Genomic DNA, 17,881 nt, shown 5'->3' with positions numbered 1-17,881 from the left:
ACCGGTGTGCTTCACCACGGGGAGTCCTTGGCCGAACAAGCCCCACAGACGACCTACCGCCGGTCACCGTGAGGATCATCGATGACGAACGATGCCGTAACCACCAGCCTCGACCTGATTCTGCGGGACGCCCTGCACGCCCTGCAGCAGCTGAGCGGCGCCGACACCTGGAAGCATCTGCTGGTCGGAACCAGTCAGGGCACCGGACGCGGCGCCGACCACGCGGCCGTGTACGCCTGCCCCGAACGGCACGAGCTCGCGATCATCTCCTTCCCGCACCGCCTGGTGATGCAGCCAGGAGCTCACGACACCTCGCGTCTGGTCCGGGTGTTCCCCCGCCACCGGGTCATCGTCGCGTCGGCCGCCCACCTCACCGGCCCGGTCGGGGGCCTGGAGAACCAGATGCCGCACGACCCGGTGCGGGCCCGCGAGGAGCTCCTGTTGATGGTCCCCGACGCCGGGTCTTCCAGTGGCATGACCGAGATCCGGATCACCGGCTACCAGAGCGGTGAAGTCGCCCGGGCCGTGGCCGAGCTGACGGCACTCAAGGTCTGATCGACCCTCAGCCCAGGCCGAGGCTCTCGTCAGACCTGTTTTTACCGGCATTCCTCTCACGCGCCGGGGAGTGGGCCATCTTGACGGTGCCGTCAACATGAGTCAGGCTCCTTGACCATGGAGTCAACTTCTGTGAGCACCGAGGTCGAGCCGGCTCTGCCGGTGATACCGGTGCTGACCATGCTGGAATCATCCGACGAGTCCGCGGTGTGCGGCGTCGACGGAGTGTGTCTCTGATGGCGGGGGCATTCGGGCCCGCCGCGGAGCCGATCACCATCGACGTCTGGAGCGACGTCGTCTGCCCGTTCTGCTACCTGGGCGACGCCCATCTCCAGCAGGCGATCGAGGCGTTCCCCCACGCGTCCTCGGTTCAGGTGCGCTACCACAGCTTCCAGCTGCACCCCGGGGCCGTCGAGACCCGCCCGGTCACCGAGTACCTGATCAAAGACCGGGGCATGTCCCCCGATCAGCTGGCCGCCTCGCACCAGCACCTCACCGCCCAGGGCGCCGAGGCCGGGCTGGACTACCGCTTCGCCGACTCGCTGGTCTTCAACACCAAAGACGCGCACCGGCTGATCCACTTCGCGAAGGCGGAGGGGCGCGACCACGAGATGGTACTGCGCCTGTTCCGCGCCGAGTTCACCGAGGGCCTCGACCTCGCCGACCACGGCGTCCTCGCCGATCTGGCTGTCGAACTGGGCTTTTCGCGCGAGGCCGTGATCGCCGCCCTGAGTAGCGACGCGTACGAGGCCGACTTCGAGGCCGATGTCGCCGCCGCCCAGCAGATGGGCATCAATGGCGTGCCGTTCTTCGTGTTCGACGGCAAGCGCGCGATCTCCGGTGCCCAGCCCGTCGAAATGTTCCGCCGGGCACTGGATCTGTCCTGGCAAGACCGGGCCGCACAGCCCGCGTGACCGTTCCGGGGACGCCGGGCCGGCCTCGGCGGGCCGATGCCCGGCGCAACACCGAGGGCATCCGCCGGGCCGCGCTCGACGTCTTCCGCTCCGGCGGCCTCAACTCCCCCCTGGAAGAGGTCGCCCAGGCCGCCGGGGTCAGCAAAGGCACCATCTACCACCGATTCGGCAGCCGCCGCGGCCTGATCGACGCGGTCGTCGACGAGCTGGTGGCCGAGCGCATCCAGGACATCATCGCGACGGTGGAACAACTGCACGACCCCCGGGACCGGTTCGAGCAGTATCTGCTGGGCATCTGGCTCCTGCAGTTCGACGAGCCGGCCGCGAACGACGTCCTGATGCGCACGACCCCCGACTCCGAACCCCTCAGCCACCTGTGTGCCGGTGCCCAGCAGTTCGCCTCCGGCCTGCTCTGCGCCGCGCAACAGGCGGGCACGGTACGGGCCGACATCACCCCGGACGACATCAACCAGCTGATCCTGGAACGCGGCGTGGTGGTGCGGGCCTGCGACCAGCAGCCCCGCGACGACTACCGGCGCCGGCTGCGGTTCGTTCTGGACGGGCTGCTGGTCAACACCCGCAACTGACGTCCGGATCTGCTTTCGGCACCCAAATTGCACTCTCGTTGACCTAGGCCCGACTCTTCTTTAGCGTCCGATGCGGACGTACTACGTTGAATTTTCGACGAAGGAGATGCTGTGAGAGACCACGACGTCACCGCACCCGACGCGCTCGATCAGGCCATTGCCTTGGCGAAGCAGAAGATCGAGCGTGAGCACAACGAGCCGGCGCTGGCCACCGGCACACATCCCGCTTCACCGTCCACTCCCACGGCCTGAGCCCTCCCCGCCACTCCTGAGGAGCGTTCGTGCCGGTCAACACGTTCGTTCTCAAGGTCGCGAACCGCTGCAACATCGATTGCGACTACTGCTACGTCTTCAACTCCGCCGACCAGGTCGCGCGGACGCTACCGGCGCGCATGAGTAGCGCGGTGGTGACCGCGACGACCGACAGAATTCGGGAGTACTGCGAAAGCCAGGGCCTGGCAACGGTCAACGTCGTTTTTCACGGTGGCGAGCCGTTGCTTCTGGGATTACGGCGAATGCGCGAACTGCTGTCGGACATCAGGTCGCGATTGGCCCCCGTCCAGGTGTCGTACGTCTTGCAGACCAACGGTGTCCTGGTCGACGAGCGCTGGGCGGATCTGTTCAGTGAGTATCAGGTCAAGGTCGGAGTGAGCCTGGACGGGCCTCCCGAAGTCAACGACCTGCATCGTCGAGGGCATCGCGGCCAGTCCACAGCGGCGGGCGCGGCCGAGGGCGTACGACTGCTCCGGCAGAAAGACGACGTGCTGGCCGGTGTGCTGGCGGTGATAGACCTGCGGGCCGATCCAGTAGCGACGTACGACTATCTTGCCGACCTGGGCGCACCGATGATCGACTTCGCTCTCCCCCACGCGACCCATCAGGCGCCACCTCTACGAACTCCGGGGCACGCAGCCGAGTACGGGCGGTGGCTGTGCGATGTGTTCGATCGATGGCACACCAGCCCGGGCCGGGTCCGTGTGCGCATGTTCGACGACATCGTGGCTCTGCGGCTGGGAGCTCGCGGAGCGGTCGATTCTCTCGGGCTGGCCGGGTCGGGCATGGTCACGATCGAGTCCGACGGCGGCATCGAGGGGTATGACGCTCTGCGCGCTGTCCGCCCGGGTGAAAGCCAGCTGGGGCTGTCTGTCTTCGAGAACACGCTTGAGGACGCCTGTGGGCACCCGGGCCTGAACGATCGGGTCAGTGGATCATGGGACGACCTTGGTGAGGTATGCCGTTCCTGTGAACTGGTATCCATCTGCGGCGGCGGGTACAAGCCCCATCGTTTCGCCGTCGGGACCGGTTACCTCAATCCATCGGTGTACTGCGACGACCTGCAGGTCTTGATCAGGCATGTGGCCAGCGCGACCGAAAGGCGTCTAACGGCCATCTCGCCGACCTGATGGGGTAGCGTTGATCTCTCTTGACCGCTCGTAATGGGGGCGAGGATGACCACCTTGGATGCAACACTCCGATCAGCTGAAGAACAAGACCTCGATGCCATCGTCGAATTACTCGGGGATATTGAAAAGTATTACGGTGCAGTCCATATTGATTCCACTGAGGTCTTGACCGCCCAAACCCGTCGGGCCCTGTTCGGCGACTTCCCGATGGCGCAGGCGTTGGTCTGCTTCGACGGCTCGAGCCAGGCGCTCATAGGCTTTGCCTCGTATTCATTTCTCTGGCCGGCCTCCGGAGCCACCCATACCCTCTTCGTCAAAGAGCTGTTCGTGGCCGAGAGCCATCGCGGAAAAGGTCTGGGCACGTTGCTCTTCGAGCAGATACTGCAGATCGCGAATTCGCGCGAGGACTGTTCGCGGGTGGAATGGACCGCCGACCGCAACAACCCCACAGCCACACGGTTCTACACTGCTCAGGGATTCAAAGAGGACGAGGGCAAGGTCTACTACCGTTGGTCGAAACCCGAACAGTGACAGATGACCGCACTGCATCGTCCCGCCGGCGGGGTCGCTGGCGGATAGGACTGCTGGCTGCTCTGTCCTTCTTCGTGACGTCTCTGGTCGGGATGGCTACGAACCTTGCGTCAGCTGAGTCTTCGTGGCCGAGCTGGCTGAAGCCGGTTCAAGACCATCCGTGGGTGTTCCTGGGCATCGGAGCCGTCGCCGGGTTGTTCATTGCGGTCGCCCTCACCATGCTCGACGACGAGGAACCGGCAGAAGTCGTAGCCGATCATCCCGTCACCGACACCAATGTGCCGACAGTTCTTCGTACGCTTCCCACCCCGGCCCTTGCCTTCGTCGACCGCGAACAGGAATCCGATGCCCTGATCGCTCGGTGCCGGCAGATCCTGGCATCAGGCCTGCCGTTGCCGGTTCAGGCCTTGGACGGAATGCCGGGGGTAGGGAAGTCGACGTTCGCCACACACGTGGCGCACCTACTCACAGGGGATTTCCCCGACGGTCAGGTATTCATGAACCTGGACGGTTATACGCCGGGCCGAGATCCGGTCAACCCGGCCGAGGCGCTGTCGTCCCTGCTGGTCATTCTGGGAGTACCGGCATCCGCCATCCCCCAGGGAGTCGATGACCAGGCCACCGTCCGTGCCCGGAGTCTGGTGTGGCGTGCCCTTGTCGCTGATCAGCGGCTGATCATTGTTTTCGACAATGTCCGCAGCTACGCCCAGGTCGAGCCTTTGCTGCCGGAGTCACCGAGAAGCCTCGTTCTGGTGACCAGCCGACGACGGTTGTTCGAGCTCGCCGAGTCCGCGCAGGTTCTGGATGTCTTACCCTTGACCCACGCCGCCGATCTGTTCCTGAATCTCGCCGGCCGCGATCCTCGGACTCTGCCGCGCGACCGGGTCGAGGTCGTCACCGCGATGTGCGGCAATCTGCCCCTGGCCATCTCGCTCCTTGCCGCCCGGTTTCGCTACCACCCGTCATGGACGATCGAAGACCTGATCATCCGACTGACCCAGGTCCGGGATCGCCTTCCGCACTACCTGGCCGGTGAGAACGGCGTCTCCAGCGTGCTCGATCTGTCCTTCGACGAGCTGCCTGTCTCTCGCCAGAACTTCGTCCTGTATCTGGGAACCTTCGCCGGTTCGGATCTCGATGCCCCTATCGCCGCGGCTCTGGCGGGCACCGAGATGTTTACAGCGGTCGATGAGATCGAGTCACTCCACGCTGATCACCTTCTCGAAGAGACCGACGCCGGACGCTATCGATTTCACGACCTGGTGCGTGCCTACGCATCAGCCCGCTCGCAGATGCACCTGAGCCCGACCCTGAGGGATATGGCGGGTGACCGCGTGGAGTCGTACTACCTGGAGAAGGCGAACGCGGCTGATCGCTGGCTCGGGCGTGTACGGCCGACGCCGAGAACCGAACAGTTCCCGGCTGATCCCGACGAACCACGTAACCGTGAGGACGCCCTCCGGTGGTTCGAGCGTCACCGTGGAAATCTTCTGGCAGTACTGCAGACCGGGGCGGAGAGGGGAAACCACGAGACGACCGTGCTGCTCTGTTCCGCGCTCTCCGCCTTCCTGCAGCATGCCGGCCCTTGGGACCAAGCGGTCAAGGTCCAGGAGATCGCCATCGACAGCGCTCAGATGATCGGCGACCCGATCGAAGAGGGAAGGGCTCTGGCCCGTCTGGGACTTCTGTATCGACTCCAGGCGAAATATGCTCTGGCACGCGGTTCCCTGGAGAAGGCTGTAGCTCTGCTCGCCGGATCGGCAGCCCCGGCGGACGAATCCTTCGCCTTGAACCATCTGGGCATCGTCGAATTTCTGGCCTCCCGCTACCAGCAGGCCGAGCAATGTCAGCGCCGAGCGCTGAGCGCGGCGCTGACAGCCAATGACCCGCTGACCCATGCAGGAGCCCTGCACGACCTGGGCATGGTGCTGCGGATCAATGGAAAGTTCGCCGAGTCGGCGCAGGCCCAGTCACAGGCCCAGAGCATCTTCGGTGAGCTCGGAGACACCTACGGCCAGGCGAACGCGCTCCGCGACCTTGGCCTGGTGGAATCCGCCCGAGGCAACTACGCCGCCGCATTGGGCAATCAGGAGCAGGCTCTCGCGATCTACCGGATGCTCGGCGACCGTGTTCACCAGGGGTACGCCCTGAACGAATGCGGAACCGTTCTGCGTATCCGCGGCCGTCTGACCGAGGCCGAAGCGGCTCACCGCGAGGCGCTGGGCCTGTACGAGGATGTCGGCGACCGCTTCGGTGAAGCCAACTCCCTGCGCGGCCTGGGTATCTTGGCCCGTGAGCAGGGTGACCTCCCAGCTGCTCTGGCCACGCTCCGCAGAGCCGTCGAGATTTATGACGATGTGGACAGCTCCTCGGGGATAGGCACGAGCACCCGTGAACTCGCCCTGACCGAGTACCTTCTCGGACGGCCTATCGAGGCCGATGACCTGTTCGACCAGGCCTTGCAGATTCAGCGCGACCTGGAAGATCGTCTCAACGAAGCGGTAACGCTCAATAGCTGGGGCAGATGTCTTCTCGAGCGTGAAGACGACCGCGCAGAAGACATCTTCGCAACGGCCCTAGAGCTGGCGCAGACACTTGGAGCCCGCCTGGAGATCGCCAAAAGCACGGAAGGGCTCGCTGTACTCCATGCACGCGCAGGTCACGGCGATGGCCGCGCCTTGGAACAATGTGCTCAGGAATATCACGACATGGGGTTGTCAGACCGGGCCGTTCGGGCGGTGTCGCTGGCCGCGCAGTTCACGACGCCGGAAGACGAGAGCACCCCGGAACGCCTTTAACCCGCCACCTACTGGGCAGGCAGCACGAACAATGGCGGAAAGCGCACTGCCTGGACGCTGGCGGTCGTTCTGCATGGAGGTAACAACGCACCTCTCGTGGACCTGCTCGGCACCGCCTACCGGGCCACCGGACGCCGGCCCAGGTGGTAAGCCACGGCCAGGGCGACCCCCAGCGCGGTGATCACGACCATGTGCGCGGGGTGAAGTTCCTTGGAGAGGCTGGTTTCGCGGTCCGGGCCGATGGCCCAGAGCAGCAGACCCGCAGCATAGGCCGCGGAGAGGGCCGCGACCCATCCGCGCAGCCCACGTAGTTGACGGTTGCGCAGGATGCCCGCCGCGGCAATGCCCAGCGGAATGATCGCCAGCATCGCGAACTGGCCGGCCACCATCACGGGCACGGCCCACGCGGAGATGATGACGGCTCTGGGGGTCGGCTTCGGGGTGCTGGGCATAATCTTCCTCCGCTGGCGTCGTCGAATCATGATGTAATTACACTCTATAGCTTACATGTGTAATCCGTCGAGTTCCCGACCGCCCAAGGCGAGCCGAGCGCACTGGGCGATGGGGCGTCCATCAGTGATGGCTTTGATGTCTTGCGACGAGACGTCGCGCGCAACAAAGGATTCCATGCCCGGTAGGGTCGTCACGCCCGAACGTCTGCCTGTCGCACACCCACTTCAGCCATCGGCCGGGAAGAGGCCGTGCGATAGAATTCGATGCGATTCGTTATCGACCGAGGAGTGTCGTGGATCACCGGAACCTGCAGAAGTCCGAAGTTCCCGAGTGGACGCACGGCGACTGGGTGCAGATCTACGTGGACCGTGATCCTCAAGACCACGAGAACGGGTTCGCTCGGATCGTGGAGAACTGGGGCATCCCCGGGGTGGCCGTCATCCCGATCCGCGGCCGGTCCATCGGCATGGTGCAGCTGTACCGCCCCCCGATCACTCGGTCGATGCTCGAGATTCCGCGTGGTATGGGCCATTCCGAAGATCTGAGGGCCGAGGCCGTGCGCGAGCTCCAGGAAGAGACCGGCCTGAAAATCGCTCCCGATGCTCTCATCGACCTGGGTGCGGTCTTCCCCAACGGCGGCCTGCTGGCCACTCAGATCCGGCTGTTCGCGGCCGTGGTGCCCGACACCGAGGCACCAACGACGCCCGAAGACGTGAACGAGATCGACCAGTTCCTGTGGGTGCCGGTCGAAGATCTCCTGGGCACCATCCGGGAATCGAGCAACGACCCGCACTGCACCCGCGACGCCATCACCGATGTCGCCCTGCTGCGCGCTCTCCTGGCCGGACTGCTTCCCGCGGTCGGCCTGTGATCAGGCCGGCGGCTCGTTGAGATAACTGGTCACTTCCACACCCGCTCTCTTCGGCGTCGGCCCGGCGAGACTCTCCACCATGCTCTCGGAGATCATCAGGAACACCGCCACCGCCGCCCCCTGCATCACCTCACCGAGCGCTGCACCACCCACCGCTATCGAGGCGTTGAGCGTCAGTCGCCCGACCGACAGCGAACCGAACATCTTGGCTGTCCGGGAAAGCTTTTCGCCTTCCGGCGAGTTCTTCGAGAAGTCGTCGTGCAGGTAGTCGAAGACTCGTCGCAACTGGTCGATGTCACCGTTGAGCCACCACTCCCGCAGACGCGGCATCATCGCCTGCTGGCAGGTCTCCCAGTACAACGTGCCCATATTGCCCACGTGGGTGAGAAGCCCACTGGGAACGTCGATCTCGATGACCCGCACGTTGCGCGACTCGAGCTGCTCGAGCAGGTGGAACGACGTGTCCTTCCCCGGAATTGCACTGGAACCGCGATAGTTCGCGTCCTGCTGGAACGCCAGCGCCCGCAGGTAGCGCTCATTGAACCAGTGCATGATGATGTCGAGGTCGACCTCGGCCGGAGAGCGATCGTCCACCGACATGGTTCGCTGGGCGAGCGCCTCGGCCCGCACGAACTGGAGCACCCGACTGCGGTCCGTGCCCAGGTCCAGAACTTCCCGGAACGCCTCGTGGCCCTGCTGCGTCATCAATTGATGCTCGAGATCGGATCGCGGCCAATAACTCTCGGCCAGCGGTAGATGCCCCGTCATCGGGGTAGTCCAGGGCCGGTACTGGATCCGGTGCTCCTGCTCCAGTTGCAGCAGGTACCGCCAGCCGGCCTCGATCTCCTCAAGTTCCGCGCTGTCGACGCCCGCGTCTTTCAGCAGCCGCAGGCAGCCGGCGATTCCCGACTTCCGGGGCAGCGAGCGACGGTTCCTCAGCGACTCCCGCACCTCGTAACCGTTGGACACAATGGACGGTAGGAAGGGCCTGGGCCGCTTCTTGTCCATGTATATCTGAGGCAGGCACTGTTCGAGTGTGGCCGCGCGGCCGCGGATCTCGATGGGCACCGAGATTCCGGAGTCACCGCCGCGCGACAGGCTGGTGATCAGTCTGCCGGTCGCCAGCTGCTTGATGATGGCCCCGTCGAAGACCTGCGCATCGGTCAAGACGAGGCACTCGGACAACAGGGCCTCGATCCGGAGCCGCCCCAGAACGATCCGCTGAAGCACCTCACGGTCGATCGCCGTCTCCGACCAGGCATCGACCAGGTCTTTCTGCACGACCGAGTCAAAAGTGTGCGCCGAGATCCGCGAGTTGACTCCGACCGGGGTCTCAGCAGGCACAACGACCCTCACAACGTCGATCGTGAAGCATGGCTTCGGCCCCCTACCACCCCGACCAGTAGTTCACAGGCCGCGATCTTAGACCCGTAACGTCACGTTTTGCTACGTTCATTAACGCGCAGGACAGAGGGGTGGCGAACATCCAGAATTGAGGACGCGCACCACCCCCCTGCGGGGGTCAGCAGGTTCCGCTGTCGGTCCAGACCCCCGCGACACCACCGGGGGTGTCAGCGTAGGTCCACCACTTGGCCGTCCACACCGCCAGCGACGACGGCGTGGGCGTGGCCCACACCCCGGACAGCTACGGACTGATCGGCCTCAGGACCGGATCGAAACGGCCGGAGGAACTCTGACGGTGTCCAGTCCGCCCGGAAGCGGGACCACCCTGTCGGCGGTCATCCTGATGGCACCCTCGCTACCGGTCGGAGAGTAGATCGAAGCTAACTCGTCAGCGCAGACTGTCGGCCGGAACCGCATCACCGTAGAACCTCACCCAGAGAGACTTCAGGTGATCGTGGAGTTCCTCGGCCGAGTCGAAGTCCCAACCGGTCCGGCTCTCGTACTCGTCGGGTGTGACCATCCCGGCCAGGCTCTTGGCGAAGCCCTTTCGGAAACTCTGCTGATCGGCTTCGAGACGAAGGTTCGCCACCGCCTCGACAAAGTTGTCTTCCCAGTTCTGGAAGAGAGCATTGATGTTCACCATGCCCGCTGAGAAGTCGAGGAATCGCTCGATGTCTGGGTCTGGGTTCATGATCTTCACATCGTATGCTCCAACGTTGCCCGGTGACTGGTCCGGCATCGCCGGTCGCAGTGACGCCCGCCCGCTCGGCGCAGCCGGGTTGCTGCGCCGGCGGTGGACGTACAAGGGCTCAGCCGGTGAAGGTCCAGATGTGGTCGTCCTGGCTGGAGCAGTTCGACAATGTCAGCTTGGCACCGGGCTGATCGATGCCGTCGTCGTTCGAGACATCTAGGCAAAGGCCACTTTTGACGTTGACCAGGAAGAATCCAGATCCGGACGCTTCTTTGACGAACATCTGGTTGTCGGCAGCCCCGGCCAGGCAGGTGTGGGTGTTCACCGGAGTTCCCGCCAGCACGCTGCCGGACCCGGTGGCGTCCAGGCACCAGCGGGAGGTGCTCTGGCGCAGCAGGAAACTTCCGTTCGAGGCGGAGACGGTCTGGAACTCCTGGTTGTCACCGGTCCCACTGACACAGGTATCTTGTTGCACCAGAACGTTCTCGGCCGGCGTGGACTGGCCCGGCAGGTCCAGGCAGAAGCCGGTGATCAGGTTTTTCACCAGACCGACCGCCGCGACGTTGGACTTCTTCGCCTTCGTCGTCGCTCCGGCTGCCGCCTGCTGCGTGGCGGTCTTCTTCGCGCTGGGTTCGGTCGTTTCCTTCGTCTTCGGCCGTGCGGTACCGGCGGTGGAGCCTGCAGCCGCTTGAGTGACCGTACGGGTGCGGGTCCTGACCGCCTCCTCACCGTTGCGCTGCCGGGCCTTCGTCCGGGTGGGCCCGGATGTGGGGCTCACCAGGCCGGTCGGGGTGGAGGAGGCGGTGGAGGTGGGCAGACTGTTGGAGGTGAGAGCCGCCTTGTCGGCGTCGGGCCGGGACATTGCCTGAACCGTGGCCATGCCGCCCAGGACCACGCCAACAACTGCGACGAACGAGACACCGATCACGGCCACACCCCGTAGCCCGCGCCAGGGCAGCGTGATCGAGGGACGGCGCCCGAGGAGCGACCGGTTCCACGACTCGAGAAACTCGGCGTGTTCGTCGGGCTTGCCATCCTGCTGGCCGGCGTCACCTGCTGGCGGGCGAGGGGAATTCGGCTTCTCTGTCACTGTATTCATTCCTTGTTCAGATCGTCGTGGCGCGGCGACCTCTTGTCGCCACGGTGGTCCTGGCCTGCTTGCGAGCCGCTCCTGCCCGTACGGGACGGCTGCGTATGTGTCATCAGCAGCGACAGGGCCTGTGCCCTGGGGTCGTCGCGGGTTTCGGTCTCATCGGAGTCATCGGTGCCCGCCAAATCCGGGTTCTCGTCACCGTCGTCCGTCTCGTCGTCCTCATCCTCGACCAGCACCTGAACCGAATGTCCGGCGGGGACGGGCTCGACCCACAAGCCTGTCGATGCTCCGGTTCCGGCCGACGTGCCGTGTCCCCCCTCGGAGCCTTCCGGCAGTGGAGCCGGGTGCAGGGGTAGCGCCCCCGGTACTGGTGCCGGTGGCTGACCAGGATCCGGCACGACTTGCTGCGAGCCGGGCTGTTCCGTCACTGCCCCCACTGAAGCCGGAGCATCGTCGAGACCGGCGATCAATGCGGTGAGCACGTCATAGCCACGGGCTTCGCTGCGCTGCTGAGGCGCTTCGACCCGGGAGAGTACCGGTGATCGGCCCGAGGCCGAGCGCGGTGTGGGCGCCTGCGGGCGGCCCAGACCGAAGTGCCGATCGATCAATTCGTCGATCAGGGCTCCGACCACCGTCACCCGTTCGACGCTCAGCCCCTGCTGACCCGACTGCACCGCCAGGTCGGCCGGGGCACCACCGCCCTGGTTCTCCTCCTCCATGAGCAGTACGGCCACCACCCGGTCCAGGCTCTTGCCGATAGCGCTGCGGTCCTGCTCGCTCAACTGCGCCGATCCGGCCGCCGCGTCCAACCGCTGCTGCACCATTCGGTCGCTGAGGTAGGCCATCCGGTATCGCTGCATCAACGGGTAGCGCTCCGCCTGCTCGGCTGCACGCTGCCCGACCTGCTCCCACCACGTGGTGCGCGTGAGGTCACCCGGGCGGGCATCCCCCGCTTCGGCCTCAGCCAGATCCGCGAGCTCCTGAGCGAGCCGGTCGGTGGTGAGAACCGTTCCGGTAACGGTCTGATCGGAGCTGGTGGCCGTGGCGGTGGTCGCGACGACCGGCTCGCTTCGATGAGATGCAGAACGGAACGTCGTGGGGTCCACGATCGGCTGCTTCACGTCCGGATCGTTCAGAACGGGGGCCGCCGACGCCATGCTCCCAGCAGGTGGAAGGCCCCAGAAGGCTTGAGGGTTACTCCTTGCCTGAACCATCTGCTGACGGATCCATGTCTCCAAGTCGTCGAGGTCCTTGAGCCGTGGATGCCACAAGGCGCCACCGTCGAGGTCGGTGACCGGTAATTGAGCATCGACCAACTGGGACTCGGCCAGCGACTGCTCGTATAACCGTTCCGCGACCCTATACCACTGAACCGTGAGATCTATGAGACGCTGGTTAGTTTCGGTCGACGTCGGCCCTTCGCTAACGGCGACAGCCTCACCACGCAGCCGGCGGTACTCCGACCAGAGCTGACGAACTGGCTCGACGTCGTGTTCGGCACCAGCGTCACGCACCAGGCCGATACTGGTGAACACATCCCGCATGGTGAGCCGCGGCAAGGGCTGGGTGTCTCCCATCAAGGTCTGGGTAACGTCACGTACCGTGGGTGTACCTCTGTTCTCGAAGCGCTTCTTCAACTTTCCAAGGCGCTCCTTCGTCGCCTGCGGTTCTTCACCGGTGATCCGAGCACGCCGTTCCTGGTCGGCCCGACGCTCCTTGAGAAAGCCACGACGGAAGACGTCGAGACGGCGATTCGTCTCGATCACCGAATGACCCGAATCGGCATCAGCCAGGGTGGTTGCATCTACCGGGCGATCCCGGTATCGATCCGGCTGTCCGAACCCGTGGAAAATCTCGTGAATGACGACGGAGGCATGAGTGTCCACGCCCACCCGCGAGGTGTTGGCCCGCACGACCACACCTGCCGGATGCACCTGAATCACCCGATGCGCTGGGCCGTTCCCCACCGCAAGCTCCCAGCGGTAACGGACCAGGATCAACTCACCGTCGTACGACACCACTGGCGTGTCATTGACGGCCGCATCCCAGGACTGCTGCACCCGGCGGGTCATCTCCTGGATCTGCTCGCCGGTCACCGTCCCCTGAGGCTGGAGACGAATGATCTGGTTCATCTCCAGCACGGTGACTGTGCGCCCGGTCGCCCGATCCTGCCCCAGCACCTCATCGGCTGGCACCTGATACTGGCGGACCTCGAAAAGACTTGCTGTGTAGGGATTGGCCGGACCAGACCGAATCGCAATTGCTTCGGCCCACCGGGCCAGTGTCCCCTCCCAGTCGGCACCGAGCTGCGTGACAGCACTGCGCAGACCGTCACGTAGTTGATTGTGAGCGATCTCTTCCGCGGAAGGCCGAGACAGCGCCCCACCCCCGTCAGCCACTTCCTCGGCCACCGGAACCCCAGCTGCAACTTCCTCGGCGACCAAGACCCCCAGCTCGGCCTCCTCATCCACCGGAACCCCAGCCACCACCTCCTCGGCAACCAAGACCCCCAGCTCGGCCTCTCCATCCACCGGAACCCCAGCCACCACCTCCTCGGCAACCAAGACCCCCAGCTCGGCCTCTCCATCCACCGGAACCCCAGCCACCACCTCCTCGGCAACCCCGTCCTCGGGCGCCAGTACCCCTAGTTCTACCTCCTCAGCCACGAGTAGCCCGACGACCACGTCCTCGGCCACCAGCACCCCAGCCGCCAGGTCCTCGGCCAGCGCATCCTCAGTTACCGGTACCCCCGCCACCACGTCCTCGACCGCCGGTCCCCCGACCATCGGTACCCCGGCCACCACGCCATCGGTCACCGGCACCCCGGCCACCACGTCCTCGGCCACCGTGCCCTCAGTCACCGGCACCCCGAGCACCATCTCCTCGGCCACCGGTATCCCTGCCGCCGCATCATCATCCCCGAGTGTCCGAGGCACCGACGGCACGACTCTCGACAGGAATTTTGTCATCTGGTGAGTGAAAACCACGTCCTGCTGGTTCAGCTCACCCGACGAACTGAGGATGTTCCCGATCCTGGCCCTGACGTCGGCCTGCGCCGGAGCGTTCCATCGGGTGCGCTCGACATGGCGGTACTGAACCGGCTCGGTCTCATACCGCTGCTGATCCAGCAGCTGCACCACCGTGTTGGGCAGAGCAACAGGAGCAGGGCCACGAGCGAACGACCAGGTGCCGGCCGCACTCAGCTCGTGACGTTCAATGACATATGTACTCGTCGCATCTACCGGTAGGTCTTGGTGCACCATCTGGTCGGGCGAAAGGTCAAGTTCGGCAGCAACATAGTCCGCCTCGTCCTCAGCCCGACCGGGATCGGTGAACCGGGTGTAGATGACCATCTGTTCCTGAGCCGGACGCTCCAGAGCCCGAAGATCGATACCCGGCCGATCAGTAATCAGAACACCGGAAGCGACTCGATACAGGTATGCCCTACGGTGCGTTCTGGTATCTCCGTCCAGCAGATCCTGATACGCCGACAACTCCCCGTTGAAGATCTTGGACTCGGCCAGGCGGCTTTCCCATGAAGCGGCCGGCTGCGACAGACGGCTCTCACGGATGAAGATGCCACGCCGATCATCCGTGACCTCCACCACCTCACCGGTCTGCGGGTATGACCAGCCTCGGGGTAGAGCAGTAATCCAGCCGGTCAGGAACTCGGTTCCTGGCGCGCTACTGACGCTGAAACCGCCGGTCGCCTCAGCGGTTTCCCCTGTGGTTCGGTCTGCGATGGTGGACAGATAGAACGTCCCGTCACCCGATTGACGAACGACATCAGGGCTGTAGCGAAAAGCCGCACCCGACGCCAACAGTTCCAGGGCAAGGTCGCCCGAGACATGCGAGACCGCGATCAGAACACCATCAAGTTCCGCACCGCGCCGGGCAAACTCCTGTACCAATGCCTGCCGGACCACAGGATCGCGGGCATCACCCATCATGACCCCGCCATCCGCTCCGGTCAGAACCCGCAACGGCTCGTCCAGAGACGGCTTGTACTCCCATTTCGGTGTCTCACTGGCTTCGCCGACCTGGTCGACGCTGGGGGCCCCGTCGACGGCGCCAGTCTGGTCGCCCTCACGCGCTGTTGACATCTGCACGGTAGGTGCATGTGAGCTGCCACCGTCAGCCACCTTGGGATCATGACCGGTCGATCGAGGCTGGCCGGCTGGCGCCGACCGCTCGGACGAAAGATCTACGTCCACATCAACACCGGTGACCTTGGCCCCGGCCAAGCCCAGCCCAGCTGCAAGCGCAGCGTCCCGCACGATCTGCGTCTGCGAGGCGACCAGATCCACACTCCCCGGCGGGTCTCCCAAATCAGCGATACCCGCTGACATCGGCCAGAACTCGAACTCCTCCACCCCATCCGGCAGAACCGCCGCCGCACCCGCCTGCGCATCCAGGAACCACACCTGCCCGTCCCTGGTCACCACATTCACCACATGATCGAAACCCGCCCCCGGAACCCGGAACACCAACCCAGCCTGAGCACCCTCACCCGCAGCCCGCATGACCGACCGCACCGCATCCAGATCACCCGACCGGAAAAACACCGGCTCCGTCACACCCAACCGCTGCCCCTGCCAGCCCGCCAACTCGTCCCGTGACCAGATGGCACTCGGCGGAGCCTGGAACGCCTCACCCTCCTGCACCGCCATCGACATCGTGATGAACGCCAGCACACAGTTGAGCCCGAATTCACCACCCTGTCCCCGCAAGGGATTCACCGACGCCAGCTCCGGGAACAGCTCGCGCACCCGAACTTCATCACTCAGCACCCGGCCGATCCGCCACGAATCGCCCGACGAACCCAGCGGCCGGCGCTGATGCACCGCATTGGCGGCCGCGTGGACCGGTGGTCGGCCATCGGTGTAGCGGGCCGTTCTGTACAGACCCTCTGCCGTCTTCTTCTCTACCTCTGGACTCCAACTGTTGGGTGGAACCAGTCCCCAGGCGGCCCGCAGTGCAGCGTGTTCCACCCGGTTCAACGTGACGAACCACTGACCGAAGCGGCACCAGGCCATCGGCTCGTCGCTCTCGGTCGCGACTGCCCGCACCAGCACTGCCTGCTCAGAGCCGGACTCTGCCGCCTCCAGGTACTGATTCATCCGGTAGGTCGCCTGGTCACCGTGCTGGAACATGGCGTAGGCAGACTCCTGCCTGTCCATGTGCAGACGCCCGTCCCCCAGGTATGCCCGACCGGCGCGCTTCACGTCCTCTCCGGAGTTCCTCGCGATCCCATCGTTGAGCCGGTTCAGGAATGCGACTTTCTCGTTCGATGCCTCGGCAATCTGCCAGTCCCGGCCTGTCGAACCATGGCCGGTGTACACGTAGTACGCCTCATGCAGGTCGTAGTCCCCGGTATACAGATATTGCTTCCACCGCGGATCCTCCTTGAGCTTGGCCAAGGCATGGCCGCCACCCGCGACAAGCTCGCCGTTCCCGTCCCGCACGGTCAGCGGCACGTACTGCCCTTGCCCGTCAAGATCATGAATGATGCTCATGTACTGGCCGGGCCGAGACGGGTCGGCGATGCGAATCTCCCGGACGTACGGGGGAGGGTTGTCGATGCGGACACCGATCAGCCCTCTCGGCCCCCAATGACCGACAAAACCCAGCAGGTCCTGGCTCTCCAGCCAGCTCATCACCTCTTCACGTTCGGCCACGGAGCGATCCGCATAGGCCTTGTGCACCGAGGATTCTTTGATGGATTTCTCAAGGATGGTGTGCGGTTTCGGCTTGGCGCCCTCCTTGATCCGGGCAATGGAGAACGCACCGGTCTCACGTATGGCAATAGTGTATTTGTACTTCTCGCACACCTCCGCAATCGCATTCCAGTGCCCTTCCCAAACAGTTTCCTCCAATTTCCTCCGTCGACCTGAAATCCCTTCCGCTCGATCGAATTCATCCGTTCTTGCAGCATCTACCACGAATTTCTGCAACGGATCGAAAGATGCGTCGCCAGAAATGCCGTCTTCGGCTGTCGTGTTCGGATCGTCACCCGACGCGGCCGACAGCGGCCAGGGCTCAATATCACCCTTGATTTTACGTACCACCCAGTCACGGGCTTGCGACATCCCCCCCGACACGTCCTCCGACGAAGAACTCCGCTCCAGCACCCTACGGAACGCACGGTCCAACAGGTCCAGAGTCCGTCGCTCGAATTCAACGACGTCCCAATGATGCTCGGGGCTATCGAAGGGAGAGTGTCTCGCCTGGAAAGCCTTCAACTGCGCATTGTAGGTTTCCTTCCATTGCGCCAGCTCCCCTTCGAGTATGCCTTTCAGTGCTGGATATCGTTGGCTCGAGTACAGATCCAGGCGAACGAACGTCCTGCGCCTCTGCTCGTCCAGCGATTCCTCAATGCTGGGGCGTATGGTCAGCTGCCCTGCGGTCACGTGCTTGACGTGCTGCAAGGTGCGGTGCATCGACAGCGACAGCTGCCGGTAGGCACGCAACTCCCAGATCAGGTGAACGGTCTGCCGTCCATCTGCGGGAGGCTGGTACTTCCGCATTCTCGGATGCGCGACCACCGTGACCGTACGGGTCCCTAGTACGAGCCGATGTTG

The 17,881-nt window shown here is 64.4% G+C and carries 13 protein-coding genes (1 of these 13 cut by a window edge); 8 read left to right on the top strand and 5 right to left on the bottom strand.

Annotation, left to right across the window (positions count from 1 at the left end):
• Window positions 1-81 precede the first annotated feature (81 nt).
• The 7 genes from QSK05_RS15900 (at window position 82) to QSK05_RS15870 (ending at window position 6,788) form a co-directional block, all read left to right on the top strand.
• Entirely contained in the window at window positions 82-555 is a 474-nt protein-coding gene (locus QSK05_RS15900; RefSeq protein WP_285597990.1) for a hypothetical protein, read from the top strand.
• A 236-nt stretch (window positions 556-791) separates the two neighbouring features.
• Window positions 792-1,469 carry a DsbA family oxidoreductase gene (locus QSK05_RS15895; RefSeq protein ID WP_285597989.1) on the top strand — a complete coding sequence of 226 codons (678 nt, stop codon included), beginning with the start codon at window positions 792-794 and terminating at the stop codon, window positions 1,467-1,469.
• The gene (locus QSK05_RS15890) at window positions 1,466-2,056 is read left to right on the top strand and encodes a TetR/AcrR family transcriptional regulator (RefSeq protein WP_285597988.1); all 591 of its coding nucleotides are present in this window, start codon (window positions 1,466-1,468) and stop codon (window positions 2,054-2,056) included. Before QSK05_RS15895 ends, QSK05_RS15890 begins: the two co-directional genes overlap by 4 nt.
• A 111-nt stretch (window positions 2,057-2,167) precedes the next feature.
• A complete protein-coding gene (locus tag QSK05_RS15885) occupies window positions 2,168-2,308 on the top strand; it encodes a hypothetical protein (protein ID WP_285597987.1) in 141 nt (46 codons plus the stop codon).
• A gap of 29 nt (window positions 2,309-2,337) precedes the next feature.
• On the top strand, window positions 2,338-3,459 hold the full coding sequence (locus QSK05_RS15880) for an FxsB family cyclophane-forming radical SAM/SPASM peptide maturase (protein ID WP_285597986.1): 1,122 nt from the start codon (window positions 2,338-2,340) through the stop codon (window positions 3,457-3,459).
• Between the two features lie 45 nt (window positions 3,460-3,504).
• The gene (locus tag QSK05_RS15875) at window positions 3,505-3,990 is read left to right on the top strand and encodes a GNAT family N-acetyltransferase (protein ID WP_285597985.1); all 486 of its coding nucleotides are present in this window, start codon (window positions 3,505-3,507) and stop codon (window positions 3,988-3,990) included.
• A gap of 164 nt (window positions 3,991-4,154) precedes the next feature.
• Complete coding sequence (locus tag QSK05_RS15870) at window positions 4,155-6,788, top strand: ATP-binding protein (protein ID WP_285597984.1); 2,634 nt, start codon at window positions 4,155-4,157, stop codon at window positions 6,786-6,788.
• 116 nt (window positions 6,789-6,904) lie between these two features.
• On the opposite strand, the gene QSK05_RS15865 is transcribed toward QSK05_RS15870, so the two are convergent.
• Window positions 6,905-7,240 carry a hypothetical protein gene (locus QSK05_RS15865; RefSeq protein WP_285597983.1) on the bottom strand — a complete coding sequence of 112 codons (336 nt, stop codon included), beginning with the start codon at window positions 7,238-7,240 and terminating at the stop codon, window positions 6,905-6,907.
• 293 nt (window positions 7,241-7,533) lie between these two features.
• On the opposite strand from QSK05_RS15865, the gene QSK05_RS15860 reads away from it, so the two are divergent.
• On the top strand, window positions 7,534-8,112 hold the full coding sequence (locus QSK05_RS15860) for an NUDIX hydrolase (RefSeq protein ID WP_285597982.1): 579 nt from the start codon (window positions 7,534-7,536) through the stop codon (window positions 8,110-8,112).
• Here QSK05_RS15860 and QSK05_RS15855 read toward each other — a convergent pair whose 3' ends face one another.
• From QSK05_RS15855 to QSK05_RS15840, 4 genes are all read right to left on the bottom strand, one after another.
• Complete coding sequence (locus tag QSK05_RS15855) at window positions 8,113-9,468, bottom strand: hypothetical protein (protein ID WP_285597981.1); 1,356 nt, start codon at window positions 9,466-9,468, stop codon at window positions 8,113-8,115.
• Window positions 9,469-9,904: 436 nt separating this feature from the next.
• A complete protein-coding gene (locus QSK05_RS15850; RefSeq protein WP_285597980.1) occupies window positions 9,905-10,207 on the bottom strand; it encodes a hypothetical protein in 303 nt (100 codons plus the stop codon).
• Between the two features lie 118 nt (window positions 10,208-10,325).
• Window positions 10,326-11,297 carry an RICIN domain-containing protein gene (locus QSK05_RS15845; RefSeq protein WP_285597979.1) on the bottom strand — a complete coding sequence of 324 codons (972 nt, stop codon included), beginning with the start codon at window positions 11,295-11,297 and terminating at the stop codon, window positions 10,326-10,328.
• 5 nt (window positions 11,298-11,302) lie between these two features.
• Window positions 11,303-17,881: the final stretch of a toxin glutamine deamidase domain-containing protein gene (locus QSK05_RS15840; protein WP_285597978.1), read on the bottom strand. The gene runs 22,449 nt beyond the window's last position; only the last 6,579 of its 29,028 coding nucleotides appear in the window; the start codon falls outside the window, past its right edge — the gene reads right to left on this strand; its stop codon occupies window positions 11,303-11,305.

Source organism: Kineosporia sp. NBRC 101731 (assembly GCF_030269305.1).
GTDB lineage: Bacteria > Actinomycetota > Actinomycetes > Actinomycetales > Kineosporiaceae > Kineosporia.
Note: the sequence above shows the minus strand (reverse complement) of the source record. Positions and strands in the feature narration are given on the sequence as shown.